The organism is Halorubrum laminariae (assembly GCF_024494655.1).
Classification (GTDB): Archaea; Halobacteriota; Halobacteria; order Halobacteriales; family Haloferacaceae; genus Halorubrum; species Halorubrum laminariae.
In genome coordinates, this window is the sequence record NZ_JANHDL010000009.1 from 90,240 (window position 1) to 112,834 (window position 22,595).

19 protein-coding genes are annotated in these 22,595 nt (G+C 62.6%); 7 read left to right on the top strand and 12 right to left on the bottom strand.

The window, feature by feature from the left end; translation table 11 throughout:
* Positions 1-24: 24 nt before the first annotated feature.
* On the top strand, positions 25-930 hold the full coding sequence (locus NO887_RS13985; protein ID WP_256418879.1) for a phosphoribosyltransferase HisG-related protein: 906 nt from the start codon (positions 25-27) through the stop codon (positions 928-930).
* Between the two features lie 2 nt (positions 931-932).
* Here the strand turns inward: NO887_RS13985 and NO887_RS13990 are convergent, their stop codons facing one another.
* The 4 genes from NO887_RS13990 to NO887_RS14005 are packed head-to-tail and all read right to left on the bottom strand — an operon-like array spanning position 933 to position 3,482.
* On the bottom strand, positions 933-1,733 hold the full coding sequence (locus NO887_RS13990) for an energy-coupling factor ABC transporter ATP-binding protein (RefSeq protein ID WP_256418880.1): 801 nt from the start codon (positions 1,731-1,733) through the stop codon (positions 933-935).
* The gene (gene cbiQ / locus NO887_RS13995; RefSeq protein WP_256418881.1) at positions 1,721-2,533 is read right to left on the bottom strand and encodes a cobalt ECF transporter T component CbiQ; all 813 of its coding nucleotides are present in this window, start codon (positions 2,531-2,533) and stop codon (positions 1,721-1,723) included. The genes NO887_RS13990 and cbiQ overlap by 13 nt, the downstream gene beginning before the upstream one ends.
* Positions 2,530-2,829, bottom strand: coding sequence for a PDGLE domain-containing protein (locus tag NO887_RS14000; protein ID WP_256418882.1), 300 nt, complete (start codon positions 2,827-2,829; stop codon positions 2,530-2,532). Before NO887_RS14000 ends, cbiQ begins: the two co-directional genes overlap by 4 nt.
* Positions 2,826-3,482 (bottom strand): energy-coupling factor ABC transporter permease, encoded by a 657-nt coding sequence (locus NO887_RS14005; RefSeq protein WP_256418884.1) that lies wholly within the window; start codon positions 3,480-3,482, stop codon positions 2,826-2,828. Before NO887_RS14005 ends, NO887_RS14000 begins: the two co-directional genes overlap by 4 nt.
* Before the next feature lie 121 nt (positions 3,483-3,603).
* Here NO887_RS14005 and NO887_RS14010 point away from each other — a divergent pair, with 121 nt between their 5' ends.
* Positions 3,604-4,017 carry a CopG family ribbon-helix-helix protein gene (locus tag NO887_RS14010; protein WP_256418885.1) on the top strand — a complete coding sequence of 138 codons (414 nt, stop codon included), beginning with the start codon at positions 3,604-3,606 and terminating at the stop codon, positions 4,015-4,017.
* A 128-nt stretch (positions 4,018-4,145) separates the two neighbouring features.
* Here NO887_RS14010 and NO887_RS14015 read toward each other — a convergent pair whose 3' ends face one another.
* From NO887_RS14015 to NO887_RS14030, 4 genes are all read right to left on the bottom strand, one after another.
* The gene (locus tag NO887_RS14015; RefSeq protein ID WP_256418886.1) at positions 4,146-4,556 is read right to left on the bottom strand and encodes an SRPBCC family protein; all 411 of its coding nucleotides are present in this window, start codon (positions 4,554-4,556) and stop codon (positions 4,146-4,148) included.
* 16 nt (positions 4,557-4,572) lie between these two features.
* Positions 4,573-5,196, bottom strand: a complete 624-nt coding sequence (locus NO887_RS14020; RefSeq protein ID WP_256418887.1) for a DUF7998 family protein — start codon at positions 5,194-5,196, stop codon at positions 4,573-4,575.
* Positions 5,197-5,325: 129 nt separating this feature from the next.
* Positions 5,326-6,684 (bottom strand): cbb3-type cytochrome c oxidase subunit I, encoded by a 1,359-nt coding sequence (locus NO887_RS14025; RefSeq protein ID WP_256418888.1) that lies wholly within the window; start codon positions 6,682-6,684, stop codon positions 5,326-5,328.
* 661 nt (positions 6,685-7,345) lie between these two features.
* Positions 7,346-8,764: an amidase gene (locus NO887_RS14030; protein ID WP_256418889.1), complete on the bottom strand. Its 1,419-nt coding sequence runs from the start codon at positions 8,762-8,764 to the stop codon at positions 7,346-7,348.
* A 406-nt stretch (positions 8,765-9,170) separates the two neighbouring features.
* On the opposite strand from NO887_RS14030, the gene NO887_RS14035 reads away from it, so the two are divergent.
* The gene (locus tag NO887_RS14035) at positions 9,171-9,608 is read left to right on the top strand and encodes a peroxiredoxin (protein ID WP_256418890.1); all 438 of its coding nucleotides are present in this window, start codon (positions 9,171-9,173) and stop codon (positions 9,606-9,608) included.
* 73 nt (positions 9,609-9,681) lie between these two features.
* Entirely contained in the window at positions 9,682-11,061 is a 1,380-nt protein-coding gene (locus tag NO887_RS14040) for a dihydroorotase (RefSeq protein WP_256418891.1), read from the top strand.
* A gap of 22 nt (positions 11,062-11,083) precedes the next feature.
* Here NO887_RS14040 and NO887_RS14045 read toward each other — a convergent pair whose 3' ends face one another.
* Both NO887_RS14045 and NO887_RS14050 read right to left on the bottom strand, forming a co-directional pair.
* Positions 11,084-12,694 carry a thiamine pyrophosphate-requiring protein gene (locus NO887_RS14045; RefSeq protein ID WP_256418892.1) on the bottom strand — a complete coding sequence of 537 codons (1,611 nt, stop codon included), beginning with the start codon at positions 12,692-12,694 and terminating at the stop codon, positions 11,084-11,086.
* A 913-nt stretch (positions 12,695-13,607) separates the two neighbouring features.
* Positions 13,608-15,026, bottom strand: coding sequence for an amidohydrolase family protein (locus NO887_RS14050; RefSeq protein ID WP_256418893.1), 1,419 nt, complete (start codon positions 15,024-15,026; stop codon positions 13,608-13,610).
* Positions 15,027-15,593: 567 nt separating this feature from the next.
* Here NO887_RS14050 and NO887_RS14055 point away from each other — a divergent pair.
* Positions 15,594-16,142 (top strand): (2Fe-2S)-binding protein, encoded by a 549-nt coding sequence (locus NO887_RS14055; RefSeq protein ID WP_256418894.1) that lies wholly within the window; start codon positions 15,594-15,596, stop codon positions 16,140-16,142.
* Entirely contained in the window at positions 16,139-18,580 is a 2,442-nt protein-coding gene (locus NO887_RS14060) for a xanthine dehydrogenase family protein molybdopterin-binding subunit (protein ID WP_256418895.1), read from the top strand. Before NO887_RS14055 ends, NO887_RS14060 begins: the two co-directional genes overlap by 4 nt.
* A gap of 62 nt (positions 18,581-18,642) precedes the next feature.
* Here NO887_RS14060 and ade read toward each other — a convergent pair whose 3' ends face one another.
* Positions 18,643-20,307 (bottom strand): adenine deaminase, encoded by a 1,665-nt coding sequence (ade, locus tag NO887_RS14065; protein WP_256418896.1) that lies wholly within the window; start codon positions 20,305-20,307, stop codon positions 18,643-18,645.
* Positions 20,308-20,528: 221 nt separating this feature from the next.
* Positions 20,529-21,761 carry an MFS transporter gene (locus NO887_RS14070; RefSeq protein WP_256418897.1) on the bottom strand — a complete coding sequence of 411 codons (1,233 nt, stop codon included), beginning with the start codon at positions 21,759-21,761 and terminating at the stop codon, positions 20,529-20,531.
* A 329-nt stretch (positions 21,762-22,090) separates the two neighbouring features.
* Between NO887_RS14070 and NO887_RS14075 the strand changes: the two genes are divergently transcribed.
* Positions 22,091-22,595, top strand: a 505-nt coding sequence (locus tag NO887_RS14075; RefSeq protein ID WP_486606388.1) for a nuclease/transposase family protein, incomplete at its 3' end; no start/stop codon positions are given.

Consider the following 22,595-nt stretch of genomic DNA (forward strand, 5'->3'; position numbering starts at 1 on the left):
ACCCGCGGCGACCCATCTCCGGCAATGAGCGACCCGATTCCGGTCGCCGTTCCCCGGAAGGGGCGACCGCTCGAAGCGGTCCTCGAACGGATCGCCCACGTCGGGGACGACGACCGCCTCGATCGACTCGCGGACCGCGTCAGCAACGTCCTCCGGTACGAAAAATCCGTCACGAAGGGGCGGACAGACGCCGCCGACGGTCCCTACGAGCGACTCGCAGAGTACTCACACCCGGGCGAGCCGAACAGCCCCGAGTTCACACTGATGCGCGACGACCGCGACGGGAAGCCGCGGCGGATCGTCTTCGACGCGGCGACGGTCGATCTCGGTGATGTCCGACTGAAGCTCGTCGGCCGCGAAGAGCCGTTTCGCGCCCTCCGAACCCACGAGTTCGCGCTGGGATTCGATTCGGCGGATCTCGTGTTAGAGGAGGTGGTCGGCATCCAGTCCGACGGCCTGGGAACCATCGCGGACATCAACCAGCGGATCGATCCGGTCGACACCGACGTGCGCGTCGTCAACGGTCTGGGTGACACGGTGTACCACACGCTCATGGGCCACCCGTCGGAGGTTGACCCCGGAACGGACCTCGATCGCGAGTTCCTCGCATCCTACGCCGGCCCGCTGTGTATCTCGCCGCGGTACGAGCGGCTGGTCACGGCCGTGTTGGGAACCGACGCGCTGGAGGGCGTGGAGTTCGTGTATCCCGACCCCGACGAGGAGGAGGAGGCTGCCGTCGCGCGGACCGGCCTCGGCGTGTATCTCACGGTGACCGGCTCGACCGCCCGCGATCACGGGCTCGTCGTCGGCGAGCACCTCTTCCCCAGCGAGACGGTCCTGATGCGGAACACCGCCGAGAGCGACGCCACCGTCGACCGCGCGGCCGACCTCGTCACCGTCGACGACGCGGCCTCCGACATCCGGGTCTGAGTTCACTGTCGTTCGTCCACGAGGTACTGTCGTGCCGCCGCGACGGTCAACGGGATCTCCTCGTCGTCGAGAGTTCCCTCGAACAGCCGCACGGTCGCCGGCGGCCGAAGCCCGTTCGATCGCAACAGCTCGCCGTCCGTCAGGATCTCTCTGGCGAGCGCGTCCGCGACTATCGAGCCCTGTTGCCCGACGACGATCACGCGCTCTGCGAGCTCGGCCGCGAGATCCAGAGACGGCGTGAACACCACCACGGTTCCCTCGTGGCTGATTACTAGTTTGCGGATGCGCTCGCGGTAGCGGGCGTCGACGGCCCCGAACGGTTCGTCGAGCAGCAGCACGTCCGGATCGAAGGCGAGAACGCTCGCGACCGCCGCCCGCTGTTTCTCGCCACCCGAGAGCCGGAACGGCGGCCGATCGAGCAGATCGGTCAGTCCGAGGTCGGCCGCGAGCCGGGCGATCCGCTCGTCCGCCACCCGCCGCGACATTCCGAGCTGTGCCGGCCCGTATTCGAGATCCTCACGGACGGTCGTGTTGAACAGGTAGTCGTCCGGATCCTGCAGCAGGACGCCGAGCCGGTCCCTGACGCGCTCGGCGTCCGCGGTCTGATCGAAGTACCGGACCGTTCCCGCCGAGGGGTCGACGAGCCCGCCGAGCGCGAGCTGCAGCGTGCTCTTGCCCGACCCGTTCGCGCCGACGACCGCGACGCGTTCGTTCGCGCCGATCGACAGCGTCACGTCTCGTATCGCCGTCGTCCCGTCCGGATACTCGTGTGTCAGGCCGCTCGCGTCGATCACGGGAGCCATCGGATCACCCCCGAGACGACGATCGCTGCGGCGGACAGGGCGCAGAGGGCGTAGTCGTATCGATCGACGGCTCGCGAGCGAACGTACGGCGACGGCGGTGCCCGACCGCCGCGGGCTCGCATCCCGCGGCCGACCCGCTCGCCGCGGTCGAGCGTCCGCAGCAGGAACGTCCCCGCGATCCGCCTCGCGTCGCGCCATCCGTTCGCGATGCCCGACTGCCCGGATGTCCGACTGTTCCGCGCGAGTATCAGCCGCTGCAGTTCGTCGAAAAACAGGAACAGGTACCGGTAGGTGACCGCGATCACCCACACGAGCGCGACGGGGACGCGAAGCTCGCGCATCGCGGCGATCACGGCCGAAAACGGCGTCGTCAACACGACGAGCGACAGGAGCGCGACGCCGACGCCGACGCGGAGCACGAACGCCGCGACGTACGCGACGCCGGCGTCGGTGACGGTGACACCGACCACCTGCACGAGCGCGTCTCCGGGAATCAGCGCCGCCTGCGGGAGGACGACGAACGCGGACGCAAGCGGGACGACCGCGGAGCGCGCCGCCAGCCGCCGGAGCGGAACGGCCGACAGCCTCGCGAGCGCGATCGTCACGACGCCGAGGGCGAGCGTCACCGCGGGCGTTCGCGTGATCACCACCGCGAGCGCGAGACCGGCCAGCGAACACAGCGATACCCGCGGGTCGCGCTGCTGGAGGAATCCGTCGCTCGCGGCGATCTGTTCGGCGGTGAAGACCGCGCGGAGCGCCCCCGTGATGGACGCTATCGAGCGGCCGAGGACGCCGGTCACCGTTCCAACAGTCTCCCGGTGGCGAGCGCGAGCGCGAGCGTGAGCGCGGTGCCGACCGCCGCGGACACGAGCGTTCCGGCGGGGTCACCGAGCCCCGGAACGGAGTAGTCCGGGAACAGGCCGGAGACGACGGGGCTCGCCGCGTCGGCCGCCCCGGTCGCCTCGGCGGCGTTTTCGAGCGGTTCCGCGTAGCCGACGGCACCCGACGCCCAGCCGAACACGGGCGCGAGAACGACGAGCACGAGGAGGCCGAGAAGGGCCCGCCGCCCCCACGAGTCCCACGCGAGTGCGTTCACAGCCCCACCTCCGGAGAGAGCGCCTCGTCGGTACTCCGGCCGAGGACGAGGTCCGGCCGAGCGTCCGCGACGTAGCCGTACACGGCGGCCGTGATCCCGCCTTCGACGATCCCCAACAGCGCGTGGCCGACGACCATGATCGGGACTGTCACGCCGAGTTCGTACGCGAACGCCGACGAGACTCCGACGCCGACGCCGACCGCGAGCGCGCTCGCGGTGATCGCCGCCCAGCCCGCGACGAAGGCGGCACCGGTCTCGTGGACGCCCCTGAGCGCCCGGAAGACGGCGTAGCCGACGAGCACGTCGACGACGGCCATCGCGAAGAGGTTCGCGCCGAGCGCGATGATCCCGCCGTCGCCGAACACCAGGGCCTGGATCGTCACGACGGCGGTCATCGCCAGTACCCCGAGCGAGGGGCCGAGGAGGATCCCCGCGAACGCGCCGCCGACGAAGTGGGCGCTCGTGCCGCCCGGAATCGGCCAGTTCAACATCTGCGCGGCGAACAGCCCCGCCGCGACGACGCCGAGAAGCGGCGTTCGCTCGTCGCCCAACTCGTGCCGAGCACGTCGCACCGCGAGGCCGATAACGACGCCGGAGCCGAGCCAGAAGAGGCCCGCTACGAGCGGATCGAGGAATCCGTCCGGAATGTGCATGCGTACCTCGAATCACACCCAACGCCGGGATAATACTTTTCCTCTTAATCGTAATACTATATGAGGAGTATCGGGTCGACACCGCGGTTACTATTACCCGACTGGGAGAACACGGGGCTGTATGGGCGAAGACGTCGACCGGATGAGCGTCACGCTGCCGCCGAGCCTGCTCGACGAACTCGACGGCATCGTCGACGCCGGCGAGTACGACAGCCGATCCGAAGCGACGAGAGACGCGCTTCGGGCGTTCGTCACGGAGTTCACTCGACAGCGGAATCTCACCGGCGACCTCCGCGGAACGGTGGTCGTGCTCTACGACCACGATCACGGCGGCGTGACGGACGAGATGACCGAGTTACAACACGACTTCACCGAGACGATCATCGCGGTGCATCACGTCCACCTCAGCGGCGACCTCTGTCTGGAGTCGATCGCCGTCGACGGCACGGGCGAGCGGATCGAGCAGTTGCTGTCCAGGATCCGGCCGCTGAAGGGCGTCCACCGCGTCGCGCTCACGGTGGTCGACGCCGAGTGAGTGAGCTGATCGACGACCGAAGAGACCACGACCGGAGGGCCCGCGCTGTGCGGGCCGAAGACTCGTGATCGTCTGATGGAGTACATCTCAGATACGAGAGTGATTTGACACAGATCGATACCGCCCTCTCAACTGACCGATTCGAGCCAGTCGAACTGGGCCGCGAGTTCCCGCCGCCGTTGTCGTTTGACGATCGTCGCATCGAGCACGTCGCCGACGAGCGCCACGTCGAGCGCGAACGCCGTCGTCGCTTCCACCTCGCTCCCGTCCGGCGCGGGCGCGACGGCGTACGTCGTCCGCATCTCCTCGAAGATGCCGTCGCGCTGTTCGTAGGCGAGGGCCGCCTCGGGCCGGTCAACGAGTTCGAGCGTGAGTTCGATAGTCGCGATTCCCACCTCGTTCGCCACGTGGACCAGGTCACCGTCGACGCACACCTCGTCGAAGCCCGATGCCCGGATAAACTGGTCGACCTGTCTCATCGATTCGCGGACGTCGGCCGGTGACGCGTCGATCGTCCGTGAGAGGGTGACTGAATTCATTGCTTGGCTGAATTCATTAAAACGGGGCGTCAGTCGGTTCACGGCTCGTCTCCGCGTTCTCAGCCGACCGTCCCATCGGCTCCCGGCCGACCTCGGTCCCGCTCTCCGGGTCACCGGTCACGTCTCCCGTTTCGAGATACGTCGTTTCGAGTGCAACGAGCCGCTCGTTGATCGACTCGCTCTGCTGATGCGTCGGTGCCGCACGGACGCGGACGAGGTCGAACTCGTGTCTGTTCGCGAGGCCGTTCCACGCCCGAAACGACCCGAGTGTCAGTGTGTGGGTCTGCGGACAGAACGGGGTCGTCGGCGTGAACTCCGCCCGGAGCACGCGGTCGATATCTTCCGCTCCGACGGCGTCGTCGGCGTCGTCACACTCGATGGCGTAGCGGTAGCCGGCGCTTGTGTGGCGCGTATCGAGATTCAGCCGGGCGAGGTTGTAGTCGAACGTCATGTCGTATACCGTTCGCTCCTCGAAGCAGTCGCGAGTGAGTCGGTGAAACGCGACGTGGTCCATCCCGGTGAGCAAGCCGTGAGGCTCGAGGAACTCGCCCGGTTGAGGGATGTGGTCCGAAACGAACTCGTCGTAGCCGTCGAACGGATCGCTGTCATCGGATCCGAACGGAGATGGAAAGCTGGGCATACGCGCCCGTTCGAGATAGAGACGAGTATCCGTAACCCCGAAGATGTTCGGGTCTCGGGACCGACCGCTCCAAAATCAGTCCTCCGGCATAGATCAGTCCTCCGGCATAGATCAGTCCTCCGGCATAGATCAGTCCTCCGTCATGTCTCCGGGGCCTCGCACTCGACGCGGCGAGAACGCTCCCAAGACGATCTGATCGATCGAATGGGGACTGTGCCGAACTACCACGAAAGCCATGTTGGACACGAACGCGACGACGCCGAGACTCACCAGCGCTCCACCGAGAAGCGCCGGCGTTCCGGCAACCTCGAACAGATTCGAACCGACGATCAGCGCGCTTCCGGCCCCGAGTAGTATCCCGTCGCTCGCCGCGAGCCTATCGTCGTAGAGGTCGTCGATCATCGGAACGTCTTCCAGTCCTAACAGATCGCTGTACCGGTTGACCCAGATGACGAACGGAATGATGTGATAGAGTGTCCCAACCACGACGAATCCGACAGATCCTAAAAGCAGCAGGTGGCTGGCGTTCGCCGCGCCGAGCAGCCGTTCACGAGCCAACGGGTCGGACATCCACGCCGGCACTGAGACGACGATCCACAGCGCGAGTGCACCCATCGCGACGATGTACCGCGTGTGCATCGGTGTCCGTTCGACTCGCATTTCGTACAGCTTGCGCGCCAGAACGAGACAGAACGCCGACGCAGCGAACAGGATCAACAGGCCGCCGATCCGCGCAGCGGGGGCGTTGGCCACGAGCCGACCGACGGCGAGCACGACCACGCCGGTCGGATGCGCGATCTCCTCGACGGCCCGAAGGCGGTGATCGATCCCGTGTAGTTCCGTCTGCGTGAACATCGTTCCGAGCTGGTACAGCGCCCCGTACACCGTCGTGAGAACCGCACCGAAGACCGCGAGGATCGCGTGGGCCCCCACGACTCCCGACCGACCGACCCCGACCCGCGAGAACGTCGGGATCGTGAAATCGATCGCGAGGAGGACACCGAGAACGGTCAACGCGAGGAAGAAGCAGAGTGCACAGAGGAAGTGCCGTTCGGTTACGTCGTACTCCCCGACTGTCCTGAGCGTTCGGAACACGTTATACGCGAAGGTCCAGAAACCGACGAGCATGAGCACTGCGAACGGGATCAACCACGCCGTCTCGATCAGGAGAAACGCACCGATGAACCCGATGAGACCAGCGACGACCAGCCCCAGTTGAACGTTCGCAAGACGCCGCGAGTGTAACGTCGCTCCCGTCCAGACGGGGACGAACTGCGTCATCGCTCCCATGATCGTAATGCAGATCCATCCTGCCAACAGAAGGTGGACGTGAGCGAGCCTGCCCAGTCCGGGAACGACGTTCAGGCGTAGGCCAATCCCAATTCCGATTCCCGCAACAAGGAAGACGAGGGAGACGACGAAGTGTCGTAACGGGACCGTCATCGGGGGCTGTCGGTCCGTCTCGATGGTACCCGGGATGGCTCCCATGGCTTTGGGTACGGTCTCCTCACACCTGATAGTACCACCGAACATGTTCGTTTTCGTCCGGTGATTCGTCGGTTCGATCGGAATAGCGTTCTACTTCCCAACCACCAAATTATTCTTTGTCTTCATATCTAAAAAGTGTAATACCTGTATATATGATAAATAGTAGCCGAAGAGTGGTGACTAATACCGCCTTCTGGTTCAACAAATTCGAACGCATACCGAGCCAACTCCGTCTGAGTGCGTTCGATATCACCGAGTTCACGTCGTAAAATGGCGAGGAGATCTTCTTGTGGTAATTCTGTTCGCTCAAGCGCAGCTATCGTGCGTTCATGCCGCGGTCTGAACCCATCGCGCGAGCGATACCACGGAAATCTACTCAACTCTCTCAGCCGAGAGTTCGGTATCGGCCTAGAGTTCTGTATGAGGTTTAAACAGAGTTATTTATCTTGTAAATTAATATCAAATATAGGAACTATTAGTCATTCCCACGATTATACTTTGGTATTTTCAGAAAATAATAGTTACTCCGAGAATAATACCAAAACACGTCAGTCAGCATTTCCTGAGTAAGCTAGCGGATTCCAAAAATCAGTCATATAAATTATATACTTCGAGAATCTTATTTATTCGTTCATTTTGGGACGCTGTTAGATTGTGACAGCTACGACACATCGGAATACGCAGCAGCCGCTTCGATTACGGTCGCGTCGTCCAAGTGTGAACCGACGATTTGTAGTCCAATTGGTTTATTATCCCGTGTGCGTCCAACGGGAATCGTTGCGGCTGGATGGCCGGTTAGATTGAACGGATAGGTAAACGACTGCCAGTGGCTCTCCGATACGGATCGACCAGCGATCTGCGTCGGTGCACTCTCTCCGATCGGAAACGGCGGGACAGCGGCAGTTGGCGTTAGGAGCACGTCGTACTGCTGCATGAATTGGCGGAATTTCTTGTTGAGTCGCTGTCTTCCTTTCACACCCTCCGTGAAGTCGGTTGCAGTCCACTCCGTCTCCAACATTCCAACGATATCTGAATCGATTTGCGATCCGAACTCGTACAATTGCTTTCGGAGTCCGATCAGATCGGTCGTGTTGGCGACGATCTTTTCGAAGACATCTTGATAATCAGATAGTTCGGGCCCGTCTCTCGATACGTCACATCCGAGTTCGGATTCGAACAGATCTGCCGCAGCGGCCGTTTGCTCTCCGATTTCTGGATTGACAGCTGCATATCCCAAGTCGGGGGAATACGCAACAGATAGGTCTGACACGGAGGGCGTGTCCGTTTTAGCTCGATAGCTCGGTTCGACCTTCGGAATCGAATGGCGGTCCATCGGGTGAGAGCCGGCCATCACGTCCAAGAGGAGCGCTGCATCTTCCACCGTCCGCGTTATCGGTCCGATGTGTTCGACAGACCCCCATCCATTCGCTCCCGCCAATTCCGGGTCGCGATGTTCCGGATATATCGGTACTCTCCCGAATGAGGCCTTAATTCCGCAAAGGCCACAGAAGCTCGCCGGCAGGCGGACCGAACCACCGCCGTCCGATCCTATCGCGAAAGGAACCATGTTTGATGTTACTGCTGCTGCAGAACCACCGCTTGAACCGGCGGGTGTAAGGTCTGTATCCACGGGATTTACCGTTTCGCCGAATATTTTGTTATCTGTCACGGCCCGAAATCCGAACTCGGACACGTTCGTTTTCCCGAGTATTACACCTCCGGCGTTTCGTATCCGCTCTACGACTACGCTGTCACGCTCCGGTATGAAATCCGAATAGATGACCGAGCCGAAGGTGGTCCGAATACCTTCGGTCATGATGAGATCTTTTATCGCAACGGGGACGCCGTACAGCGGACCCGGATCTCCACCTGATTCAATCGTCTCTGTAACCTCGCGAGCAGTTTCGATCGCTCTCTCCTCGTCGAGCGTGGCGAATGCGTTGATCTCCCCGTCAACTTCGTCTATTCGAGCGAGAGAAGCCTCCACAGCGTCAACAGGAGTAATTAGTCCCTGTTTTATTGCCGCGATCTGCTCTACACCGCTCATCTCACAGATTTCCGAAGGAGAATACGCGCTCATAGGAGTTCGTGTCTCAGATAGCGAAGTTAGTACCTGCGATATCGAGATGTGGGACAACATACGATCTCCTACAGACGAGGAATGTCATACGCACTCAGAAAACGTCCCCTCCTCATCCCTAATCGTACCGCGGCTCGCAAAATGGTCGCGTTAAGTTAAGCAGAATTCGCGGACAGCGAGCTGATCGACCCAATTGATGATACGCTGTTTATCCCTTCATAATCATCAGAGAAACAACAATTTCGTAGAGGCCGTCAAAAACTGGCCGTTCAGTAGATCCGTTCTGAACGAGATCTCGTCTTAGACTTGCTTCAAATCGCCAGATGGCGACCGAACTCCCCACTAACTTAACGCGACCCGCAAAATACCAGAAAACATTAAGTGCCGGCCACGGCGACAATCGCACATGATCGAACAAGGCGAACCAGTACCAACCGTTTCGGCAGCTAACCAAGACGGAGAGAGTATTACGCCCAACTTCTCCACACCGACTGTCGTCTACTTCTATCCGAAGGACGACACGCCCGGCTGCTCCGTCGAAGCGGAACAGTTCGACGAGTCGTTCGAAGCGTACCTCGATGAGGGAGTCGACGTCTTCGGCGTGTCGACGGACACTGTCGAGAGCCATCAGCGGTTCCACGAGAAGTACGATCTCGATTTCGATCTGCTTGCGGATCCCGAGGGTGAGATCGCTGCCGCGTTCGGTGTGAGTACCGACGGCGGAACCGCCGATCGAGTGACGTTCGTCGTCGACGACGGAGAAGTCCGACGGCGGTACGCTACCGTCGATCCTGACGGACACGCCGAAGATGTATTGACGGCAGTGCGTGATCTAAGGAGCTAGTCCCGGCGTTGACATCGCGGTGGATCGGCAGCTCGGGAGAAGTGTTATTACGCCGCTTGACAACACTCAACTGATGGTAGTAGACAGCGTCATTACCGGCGGCACGCTCGTCACCGCCGACGGTACCGTTGACGCCGGCCTCGCGATCGACGACGGGACTATCGTCGAGGTTGGTGTAGAGGGGTCGCTTCCCGATGCGGCGGAGACGATAGACGCGTCCGGACAGTTGGTGCTTCCGGGCGTCGTCGATCCACACGTCCACATCGACGATCACGTGTCGCTCGATACGTACCAGACGGCGACGAGCGCGGCGGCTCTGGGGGGCGTGACGACGTTCATCGACTTCGCCTGGCAGGGCTACGTCGGCGAAGAGAGCCGGTGGGACGAACCGACACGGCTCTCCGAGGGCGTCGAAGCGAAACGGTCGAACGCGGGCGAAGCACTGATCGACTTCGGGTTACACGGTGGGATACTGAGCGAGCGGTCCGAGATATTCGACGAGATGTCGTCGCTGGTGGACGAGGGGATCACGTCGTTCAAGGTGTACACCGCGTACGAGTTCGGCCTCTCGAACGGATTCATCCACGAGGTCATGGACGCAGCGTCGGACCTCGGGGCCGTCACGATCGGCCACACCGAAGAGGGGGACACATGCGAGCGGCTGACGGAGACGCTCAAGCGACACGAGCGGTCCGATCCGTCGTGGTACCCGCTGGCCCGTCCGGACTACACCGAGGCGACCGCGGCCGAGACGCTCGCGCGGTACGCCCGGGAGATCGGTGCGAAGTATTACGGCGTTCATACGTCGTGTGCGAAGTCCGCGGACGTGTTCGAACGGTACATCGAAGACGGGAGCCTCATTCGGGCCGAGACCTGTACCCACTACACTACCCTCACAGACGATGTCTACGAGACACAGGGACAGCTCCCGGTGATCGCGCCGCCGATCCGAGGTGAGCGTGATGTCGACGCACTGTTCGAGGCGTTGGCCACCGATACCCTCTCGGTCGTGTCGACGGATCATGTCGCGCAGACACAGGAGGCGAAAACGGCCGGTCACTGGTGGGACGGTCCGTTCGGCGCGAACAGCGTCCAGCGAAGTCTTCCCGTGTTCCACGACGTTGCGGTCAACGAACGGGGATTCTCGTATCCCTTCCTCGTTCGGAAGATGTGTACTGCGCCGGCAGAGACGTTTGGACTGGAGAGCAAAGGCACATTGGATCCGGGAACCGACGCCGACATCGTTCTCTTCGATCCGGACGAGTCGTGGACGATCAGCGCGGAGACGAACGCGTCGCGGGCGGACTACTCGATCTACGAGGGCCGTGAGGTCACCGGGCAGGTCACGCGAACGCTCGTTCGCGGTGAGACGGTAGCCGAGGACGGGTCAATCGTCGGCGACCCCGGTCACGGCGAGTTCGTTGCTCGGTCTCGTCCGAACTGGTCGGTGTGAGAGCTGTGAGATCCACGGACGATCAGTCGAGATCTGGACGAGAGAGCGCGGTCTCCTTCGAGGTGAGGAACTCGAGGAGGACCGGCGTTCCCGCCTTGGTTTTTTCGACGCCGCGCTGGATGGCTTCTGCCACGGTATTCGGGTCCTCGACCCGTTCCCCGTAGCCGCCCATCGACTCCGCGAAGTCCGCGTAGTGACCGGAGAACGGCGTGTCGTAGCTCGCCATCTCGAAGTTGTTGAGGACGATTTCGAGGACGGGAATATCCTCGCGGGCGGCCGTCTCGAAGTCCATCCCGGTCATGCCGATGGCACCGTCGCCCATGACGTGAACGCACGTCTTCTCGGGATGCGCGAGCTTCGCACCCATCATCAGACCGAGTCCGTATCCCAGTTGCGTGGTCTTGCCCCAGCCGACGTACGACAGTGGTTCCGTCACCTCGAAAAACGGTGCCATGAAATCGCGGGCATTTCCGGCGTCAGCCGTCGCGATGACTTCGCCCTTATCGAGGACCCGATCGAGTTCGTACACGACCCGGTACGGATTGATCGGTGTCTCGTCTGCTGTCAGCTTGTCCTCCCAGTCGCCGAGCCACGCCTCGTCGATCGCGGCGATCTCGTCGGCCACGTCGTCGAACCGGCCACGTGAATCGTCGTCGAGCCGATCACGCACCTCGTCGACGATCGCTGCCAACGTCAGCTTGGCGTCACCGACGAGGCTGTAGTCGGACTCGACATCCTTGTCGATGTCACCGGCGTCCAGTGTCGAGTGTATCACCGTCTTCCCGTCAGGCATCGTGATACCGTACGCCGTTGTGGTGAAGCTACAGCCGATACCGAAGACCGCATCGGCTCGTTCGAGGAAGCGATTCAGGGCTCGCGGCTCGCTCTTGCTGCCAGCACCGAGCGACAGTGGATGGTCTTCCGGGAAGGCACTCTTTCCGTTCAGCGTCGTCGCGACTGGTGCTTCGAGCAGTTCTGCGAGTTCCTGCAGTTCATCCCACGCCTCGGCGTAGTGGACGCCCTGTCCCGCGTTGATCACGGGATCGTCGGCGTCGAGGAGCACGTCGACGATCTCGGGGATCGCGTTCGGATCTGGGGCTGACCGGGCAGACGACGTTGGCGTGTACTCGACTTCGTCGATCTCCTCGCGGAACACGTCCTTCGGAACCTCGACGAGAGACGGTCGCTGTCGACCGTTTCGAGCCGCTTGGAACGCGCGGCGGAACATCTCGTCGACGGATTCCGGATCCGTCAGCTGTTCTGCGGTCTTGGTGACGTGTTGATAATTGATCAGTGAACTAAACTTGGGATCCGTGTTCGTCTTCGCTCGCGAATAACCGGCCGGGATCGCGACGAACGGAGCCGATTCCGCGTACGCCTGTGCGATCCCGCCGACCGAATTCTCCGTTCCGGGGCCGTGCTGGCAGGCGAACGCTCCCACCTGTTCGCCGGAGGTGACGCGAGCGATGCCGTCTAGCATGTGTGCACCCGTCCGCTCTTGGCGGACCACGATCGGCCGGATACCGGCCTCCGCTGCAGCGTTGTCGTCAAAGAGCGGATTGCTCGGGAATCCGATCAGATGTTCAACTCCTTCTCGTGCTAAGATATCCGCTATCGCGTCTGTTACGTTCATACGCCTCATAGGGGGACATTCGCACACAATATAAAAGTACGGTACCGAACAGAAACGGGTTGCTAATCGTACGCGTCGAAAGGTACCCGTTCATCGCACCGTCGATAGATTCACGATATCCTCACTGGCTACCACGAGTTCGACACGTCCGCCTACGAGGAGGCGAGCGGTTACCTCATAATCAGTACCGGTATCCACGATCGATTTTCTCTAATGTTCGTATTTGACGAACAGTATCGAACGAACTCGATCGACCGGTGGAAACACGATCCGTGTGATACCGGCGTGACTGCCAGTGCCTCGGGGAACACGAGTTCATCCCGCAGCAGGACGTTACAATACTATACTTGTAACACTTTCTATCGATAAGCGTTTCTGGCAGGCCGCCGAGTCGATCGACCGTTCTGTCTGGTATCGAACTGAGATACAGTTTATATGTGGTGTCGTTGCCGTCTGAGAGACAGCGTGACGAGAAACGGACCGCCGTCCACGTTTGTGAACTGAAACCGCTCAGAGAGTGACGCAGTCTCGTCGAATTGAACGGATTCTCAGTACACGCACACTCAACGCCGAAAAACGATGGATAGGAGATGTATTCGGAGAAAATTGTTCACCGTAGCGATTTTGTGAGTGATATCGGAATTTGTTAAATGCGAACGGAAACATTCGACATCACCGGTTCCGCGGTACCACCTCGGAGATATTCGGATCGGCTTCAGTACTCCGCGCGATTCAGCAGATCGGTCAGTCGAAACTCGCGAGTGTCAATCGATGAGTGTGCGTTGTTTCTATTTCACGAATATCTGCTGGTAGGCACATGGACACAGACGAGGGCGAAACGCGGGTCTACCGCGGTGTCGACGAGTAGCCCGCTTGCAAACGTCGGCGGCACTCTCGGATCGACGACGCCTAGTCAGTCGAGGTGAGCCCGTCGAACGATGCTGGCTGCGGTGCGTTCGGCCGTCTGAAGGAGTTCGGAGAGTGGTTCGTCCAGCGTCCGTATCTCTCGATTTTTCATCACGATCTCGCCTGCACACAGCACCGTCTCGACTTCGTTTCCTTGGAAACCGTACACGAGGGCGTACACCGGATCGGGCGCGGGCGTGAGGTGTGGCCGTTCGAGATCGACTACCGCGAGATCGGCCTGCTTTCCGGGTTCCAGCGAGCCGATGGACTCGGCGTGTCCGATCGCTTCCGCGGCGTCCCGCGTCACCATATCGAACGCCGTCTGCGCGGGAATGACCCCGGCGTCGCGTTGATGTCCCTTGTGTGCGTTCGCAACGGCGCGGGCGTCCGAAAGCGGATTCACCGTATCGTTCAAGATCGCGTTGTCCGTGCCGACGCTCACCGTGACGCCGCGCCCGAGCATCTCGGTGACTGGGGCGAACCCAGTCGCGAGTCGCATGTTCGCCCGGAAATTGTGCACCACCGGCGTATTCGTCTCCGCGAGAAGCCGTACGTCTCGGTCGTTCGTCTGGACGCAATGACCGAGCAGCGCGCGGTCGCCCAAATAGCCGACGTTGCGGAGATATTCGATACTGGACATCGCTCCTCGCTCTCTCACCTCGGCTTCGGCCTCCGCGACGTGGGCCGTCGTCATCACGTCGTGCTCCTCCGCGAGGCGGTACGCCCCGCGGAGCATATCCGGGGTCGTCGTGGCTACCGTCGCCGGGGCGGGCCAGATCGACTGGCGGCCGTTCGGTTCGTGATACCGGTCGATGAGAGACTCGACGTCCGATAACCCCTCGTCGGTGTCCACGATGAGCGCGTCCGGCCCCGGATGGACGGACTCGCCGTCACGACCGGTGATTTCCTCGAACAGTTGTCGGAACTCCGCGTCGGGCGAGCGGTCCCTGATCCCGGCACCAAAGACGTTCCGTATACCGATCCGGTCGTACACGTCGAGCTTCTCGCGTGTCGGGTCGAGATCGCTCCAATCGAGTGCCGTCGCGTTCTCGACGAAGGTGGTCGTCCCCGATCGAACCGCCTCGACGCAGTACAACCGTGCGGCGAGCGCGTGCTCGTCGGCGTCCATCACGGAGAGTCCGGGCTGTTTGACGTTGAACAGCCAGTCGTACAGTCCCCGGTCTTCGTTGAACGCTCCACGAAGGAAGATGTCGGAAACGTGGGTGTGCCCGTTGATCAGACCGGGGATCACCGCACCGCCGTCGGCGTCGACGATCCGGTCCGGATCCAACTCGGCTTCGAGACGCTCGGCCGAGCCGACCGCCGAGATGCGCTCGTCTTCGACGGCCACGGCACCGTCATCAATGACTTCGCGCTCCGCGTTCTGCGTGACAATCGTTCCGTTGGTGATCAGTACGTCCGTCATCGGTCTCGATCGGATCGGCTGCGTTCTCCGTCGAAGAGACAGCCGTAAGCCGGTGACTCGTCGCTCTGTCGGCTCTGTGGTACGGATTCCATGTCGGATGAGTTCGTACGGACAGATAATAAATGCCTATGACTGTCTGCCAACGCTCTCGCCTTCGTGCGTCACAACGATACCGCAGTGCGCCTCGTGGCCCGAGACTGTCGAAGACGGATCACGGGTGCGGTCGCGAGACACACACGTCGTGGGCGAATACCTCGGCGCGTCGTGAGCGGCGAGATCGTGATCATGAACGACGAGATCGTAATCGCGAGCGACAAGTTCGCGAACCGATCCGATATCAGGCGGTTCGAGACACCGACGGCCGTCGAAGGTCGAGCGATTGATAGAAAATTTTAACTCCTCGTCGGAATTCATAACTCATGGGATGAATTAGCATGCCGGGCATCGGGAAATCGGGAGCACCTGTTCGGTCAGATCTCGTCCGCATCCCACGTCGCGGGAATCAGCAATGCGGCGTTTCGCCCGGCGACAGCAGACATTCACGAGTACGATACAACGGAGATACGCATGGAAGTTAATCTCACGCTGAACGACGACGACGTAACGTTCGAGGCCGCACGCTCAGACACCCTGCTCGACGTCCTCCGAGACAACGGATACACCGGCGCAAAACGTGGTTGTGACACCGGTAACTGCGGATTCTGTACTGTGACCGTCGACGGCGATCCGGTCAAATCCTGCATCCGACCCGCCGGCCAGCTTGACGGGGCCGATGTCGAAACGATCGAGAACCTCGGTACGCAAGATGATCTGTCGCCGGTACAGTCGGCATTCGTCGACAACGCCGCGCTCCAGTGTGGCTTCTGTATCCCGGGTATGATCATGCGCTCGAAGGCGTTACTGGAAGAGAATCCGGACCCCGACGAGGCCGAGATCCGCGACGCTCTCTCGGAGAACCTATGTCGGTGCACGGGCTACGAGAAGATCATCGACGCCGTGCAGGACGCCTCGGCGCGCATGACGGGTGAGTCTGACGTGGCGGCCGACGGCGGCCGCGTCCCCGCCGACGCCGCCTGTTCTGGGTGTGACTGTCTCGACGGGGGTGACGGCGAATGAGCAAACCCGACGAAGCGATGCCGGACGAAGAGACCACCGACACCGCAAAGGTCGAAGCGACCAATCCGATGGAGTGGGACGAGGCACCGAACAACCAGAAGTCACCGGACGAGCGTCGGACGGTTTCGAAGCGCGAGGAGAAGGACGATGCCAAGAAGATCGTCACCGGAGAGGCCAAGTACACCGCCGATTACGCCCGAGAGTTCCCCGACCTCGCCGAGGCGAAGGTCGTCCGATCCGATATCGCGCACGGCGTCGTCACGGATATCGACACGAGCGCGGCCGAAGCGATGGACGGCGTCTACGCCGTCGTCACGCCGGACTCTCCCGAGGTGCCGGATAAACCCTACACCTCCGCCGGACAGTCCTACCCGGAGCCCTCTCCGTGGGACCTCCGAGTGCTCCGTGAGAGGGTTCGCTTCGTCGGCGATCCCATCGCCGCCGTTGCCGCCGAGGACAAAGACATCGCGAGCAAGGCCGCGCGCAAGGTCGACGTGACCTACGAGGAGTACGACGCCGTCTTCGACACCGCCGAGGCGATGAAGCCGGACGCGCCGCAGATCCACGACGCCGACGACGTGGAAAACCGCCAGCCGGGCGAGAGCTACGAGCGGAACATCGAGGCGCACATGACGGGCGAGATCGGCGACGTGGACGCGGCCTTCGCGAAGGCGGAGGATCGCGAGGATCTCACCGTGACTGAGACTGAGTGGGAAACGCCCTACCAGTCGCACTGCGTTCCCGAACCGCACACGACCATCGCTCACCGCGACGAGGACAACCGGCATCACCTCATCTCCAGCACGCAGGTGCCCTACCACACGCGCCGACAGCTCTCGCACCTCTTCGACGTGCCGATCCGCGATATCCAAGTGTCGAAACCGCGGATCGGAGCCGGGTTCGGATCGAAACAGGGGATGTTGACCGAGCCGATCGCGATGGCGCTCGCGGAAGCGGCCGACCGACCGGTGAGAGTCGAGACGACGCGACGCGAGGAGTTCCACGCGCTTCGTAACCGCCGGCCCGCGCGCGTCAGGCTTCGGAGCGTCGTAACCGAGGACGGTGATCTCGAAGCGCTGGATATGGAAGCCGTCACGAACTCGGGCGCGTACGGTCCCCACGGGATGACCGTCGCCAGCGCCGTCGGCAAGAAGCCGCTGCCGCTGTACACGCACACCCCGAACATCCGCTTCGAGGCGACCGCCGTCCACACCAACTTGCCCGTCGCGGGTGCCTTCCGGGGCTACGGCGCTCCGCAGGGCCACCTCGCCGTCGAGGGGCACATGGACGAGGTCGCGCACGAACTCGATCTCGACCCCGTCGAGCTCCGCTCGCGGAACGTCATCTCCGAGGGCGACCTCGACGTGGCGTCCGGCATCCTCAAGGACAAGGAGTACGGTCGGCGCATCCGCTCGTGTGGCCTTGACGAATGCATCGCCGAGGGCCGGGCGGCGATCGGCTGGGACGACATCGAGCAGCCCGACGAGGGCCATCTCCACCGGGCCTGTGGCATGGCGCTCACCATCCAGAGCAGCGGCGTCCCCGGCGACGAACTCGGCGCGGCACACATCAAGATGAACGAGGACGGCTCCTTCATCCTCCAGACCGGTGCGGTCGACATCGGGCCGGGGGCCGACACCGTGATGGCGCAGATCGCGGCCGAAGTGCTCGGCGCGCGGCCCGAGGACGTGCTCGTCCAGCCGTCGGACACCGATATCTCGCCGTTCGACTACGGCGCGTACGCCTCCTCGACGACCTACATTACCGGGCAGGCCGTCAAGAAGGCCGCAGAAGAGGCCCGCGAGATGCTGTTCGAGTTCGCCTCGCGGCTGCTCGACGAGCCCGAGTCGGCGCTCGCCGTCGACGACGGGGCGGTCGTCTCGGAGGCCACCGGCGAGTCGGTCTCGCTCGAGGAGATCGGCTACGAGTCGATGTACGGTGACGAGGTGCGCGCCCACGTGATGGGCGATGCGAGCCACTGCACGGAGGAGTCACCGCCGCCCTTCGGCGCGCAGTTCGTCGACGTGACGGTGAACGAGGAGACCGGCGAGTTCGACGTTCACAACATGGTGTACGCCGTCGACTGCGGTGTCGCGCTCAACCCCGACCTCGTGGAGGGCCAGATCGAGGGTGCACTACACATGAGCTACGAGCTGGCGACCGGCGACGGAATCACGTTCGACGCGGACGGACAGCCCGAAGTGCTCGGCTTCCGAGACTACGATATGCCGACCACGGGCGATCAGCCCCCGCTGACTCCCATCATCGTCGAGACGCACGAACCGACCGGCCCCTTCGGGGCGAAATCGGTCGCAGAGATACCGGTCAACGGCGTGCCACCGGCGCTGAGCAACGCCGTCCGCCGCGCCGTCGGCGTCCGTATCGGCGACATGCCGATCACCCCGGAGAAGATCTCGGCCGCGCTCGACGACGACTGACGCGGTCGTTCGTTCCATTCTCTTCGCCGGCGATTTCGAGACAGACGCTCGTCGAGTGGTAGTCAGGACAGAACGACGTCAACGTGCTCGCCCATCTCGACATCGACGAGACCGTTGTTCGTCAGCCGGTAGGTCGGGATGACCTCCAGCGCGAGGAAAGACAGCTCCATCAGACCGTTAGCCACCAGACCGAGTTCGGTCGCGAGCGCCTCGACGCGCTCGTACTGTTCGTACACCGTCTCGATCGGCTCTTCCGACATGAGCCCCGCGACGGGAAGCGGGAGCGACGCCATCTCCTCGGTGGCCGGATCGAGGACGGCGATGCCCCCACCAATGTCACGGAGGTGATTTGCCACCCGGGCCATGGCGTCGCGGTCCGCGCCCGCGACCACGCAGTTGTGCGCGTCGTGGGCGACGGTAGAGCCGACGGCTCCGCGGCGGAGGCCGAGACCGTGGACGAATCCGCGTCCGATCCCGCCGCCCCGACCGTGACGCTCGATGACGGCGAGCGACAGGATGTCTCCGTCGTCCGCCGGTACCAGCGTGTCCGCTTCGACCGGCACGTCGGCCTCCATGGGATCGGTCTGCAATCCGCCGACGGCGTCGATGACGCGGACGCGAACGGTCTCGCCCGTCCCGTCGGCGGCCGCGATCGCGAGGTCCTCGCCCGACACCGGATCGAAGGTGACGGTGTCGGTCGCGAGCTCCGTCGATTCGGGTCGGTCGTCGGCCGTCGGATCCAGTTCGCCGTCGACCATCACGTGGGCGACGTCCCACGACTCCAACTCGTCGAGCAACACGAGGTCGGCCGGTGCCCCGGGCTTGATCCGTCCGAACGGCAGGTCGTAGCTTTCGGCCGTGTTCAGCGTTGCCATCTGGACCGCCTCAACGGGATCGGCCCCCTCGTCGATCGCCTTTTTCACCGCGAAGTCGACGCCTCCCCGATCGACGATATCGGTCACCTCCCTGTCGTCGGTACACAACGAGAGGTGACGCGTGTCGACGGCGTCAGTCAGTGGCAGGAGGTCGGCTAGGTTCCGGCTCGAAGAGCCCTCGCGGAGATAGACCCGAATACCGAGATCCGCTTTGGCTCGCGCTTCCGCGAGGGTGACGCTCTCGTGATCGGTGTCGAGATACCGAGCGACTTCGTGGAGCGCCGCCCCGTCGACGCCGGGCATGTGGCCGTCTACCGGGAGGCCTCGTTCCCGAGCGGCCGCGATCTTCTCGTGTACCTCATCGTCGCCGGCCAGCACCCCCGGAATATCCATCACCTCACCAAGCGCGACGACGGAGTCGAGTTCGAGCAGCGACGCCACGGTCTCCGCGTCCAGCGTCGCACCGGCCTGTTGCAGCGACGAGGCCGGAACGCTGGACGGAACGGTAAAGCGGGCTTTCAGCGGCGTGTGGTCCGCGTCGTGAACGACTGCCCGAACACCGGCCTCTCCCAGAACGTTCGCGATCTCGTGCGGGTCGTGAACGACGCTCGTCACCCCGCGAGGGAGAACCGCGTCGCCGTACTCCGGGAGCGTCACCATGCTCGATTCGACGTGCATGTGGGCGTCGATGAGTCCCGGCGCGACGTAGCCCGCGTCGAGCGTGCGGGCGGCCGGACGCTCCTCTAACGCGACGATCTCGCCGTCGTCGACGGCGACGGCTCCCTCCTCAAGCCGTCCCGTGTGGACGTTGACGACGGTCCCGCGAACGAGCGTATCGACCGACTCAGTCATCGGTGACAACCGGGTCGGCAGCGCCGATCCCGCGGCTTTCGGTCGGTCGACTACGCGCTCGGACTGTGAGCTTCCGTTTCGTGTGAGGGTACCACATATCAAATAGCGGAGGCCGCGAATGCAAAATACTTTGGTTCAGACAGAATCCGTAGAATCCGCAGATGTCGGTACTCGCGTGTCTTCGACAGGCTCTGCGATCCGAACCGATTCGATTTGTTGTCTCACGACGCTTCAAAAGGGAGAATAGAATCTCTCTCCGCCATGAACTGGAAGTACGCCAAGATGGCTACTCCACCGAGCGCCGCGCTGGTGCCGAAGAACAGCAACAGGAACCGGTAGCCTGCGGTGGTACTGTCGAACGCAGTCTGAGCGATGCCGGTGAACGCCACCGGGCCAACGGTCTGGCCCAGCCAGAGCATGCTCGTCAACACGCCGAGCATGCTCGCCCGTAGGTGACCGGGGACGAGTCCGGCGGTCGTCGTGTCGAGAGTCGGCATCACGACGCCGAAGCCGAGTCCGAAACAGACGAGGAGAACCCCGATCGTAACCGGTGTCGTGGCGGCCCAGACGCCGAACAGGCTGACGCCGAAGCCAACGAACCCGACTGCGATCAGTTGCCTCGCAGGAAGCAACTTCGACACCCGTCCGTACTGGGACGCCATGGTAGCGTTGGCCAACGAGACCATGCTGAACAGCACTCCAATCTCAGCGGCGCTGAGCCCGTGAACGTCGCTCAACAGAAGCGAGAGAGACGTGAGCACGCCCCCGTAAAACAGGAAGAACGTACAGAACGCCGCCACCCACAGGCCGAGCGCTCGCGGCATGAGCACCGCAGACGCGATCCGGTCCGCGTATTCCCGGAGCGACGGCGGATCGTCGATCGACGGCTCGCTCAGCGAAAACAGCGCGACGACGCCCACGAGGAGACTGATTCCGAAGAACGCGAAGGGGACGTTCCAACTGACCGAGGCGAGGGCTCCGCCGATGAGCGGGTACGTCGCAGCGCCGATACCGATCGCGCTCCCGTTGACACCGATGACCGCGTGGCGCTGTGCGCCGTCGTAAAAGTCACCGATGAGCGTTATCGCAAGCACCATCAGGCCGCTCGCGCCGACCCCCTGCAGAAGTCGGAGGAGCAACACGACTTCGAAGGCCGGAGCGAAGCCGATAGCCGCTCCGGACAGGCCGAAGAGAAAAAGCAGCGGCAAGACGACGGGACGGCGGCCGAAGTGGTCGGAAAACAGCCCGATAAACGGCGTGAGAAACACGCCCGGGAGCGTGTAGGCTGTGATGATCAGCCCGGCCTGCGCGTCGGAGATGCCGAATACGGTCCGCAGAGTCGGAAGGATGGGACTGACGATCGGGACGCCCATCACGCCGATGAGCGAACAGGCGAGTATCGTCTGGAAAGCCACAGACGTCCAAGGGATCCCGACAGACCGGTCTGGAGGCATGGATTGTCGCTTTGAAGATCCCTCTCGCCCGGCAAAAAGCCTCGTGTCGCAGACAGTACATCTCCGGCCCGGCGCACCGATGTGTTTCGCACGGCGGTGGATCTGGCACGGGATCGGGGCCGGAACGGCGGAATTCAACACCAAGCGGACAGCGGAGACCCGACGGCGGTGCGTCGCTTCAGCATTATCGAGGTGGAGCCTCCGGCCTCAAGGAGCGAACGGAGTGAGCGAGTAGGTCGGAGAGGAAACCGACATGGTACGATACAACCGGCGTACTGCAACCGCCTGACTCCCGAATATTTAAGAACCGGTAACACTACATCTGAAATATGGAGGTCCGACGTACCGCCCCTGTCAAACTCGCCGTTCCCGACGAGCGGCGCGACGACCTCCACGAATCCGCCCGGCAATTCCTTCACTGCGCCAACCGCGCCGCCGAGTTCTGCTGGTCCGATCGCTCCTATACCGAGTGCGTTACGACCAACACAACCGCACGGGACGCGCTCTACGACGAGCTCCGTGAGGAAACCGATCTCACCGCCAACCTCGTTCAAGAGGCGATTCGACGTGGCGTCCAAGCCGTCAAAGGATGCGTCGAACGGTGGAAAAACGGAAAGCGAGTGAGTCAACCAGAGTTCACGTCGTGGAGCATGCTCTACGACAAGCGAAGCGCAACGTTCTACCGGAACAAAGTCTCACTCTCGGCGGTCAACGGGCGTGTCGAGTGCGAGTTTGAACTTCCCTCGGATAGCCCTACGCCGTACGAACGGTACGTGTTGTCCGAAGCGTTCGAGTTCCGAGCGAGCACGCTTCAGTACGACGCAGTAGACGACG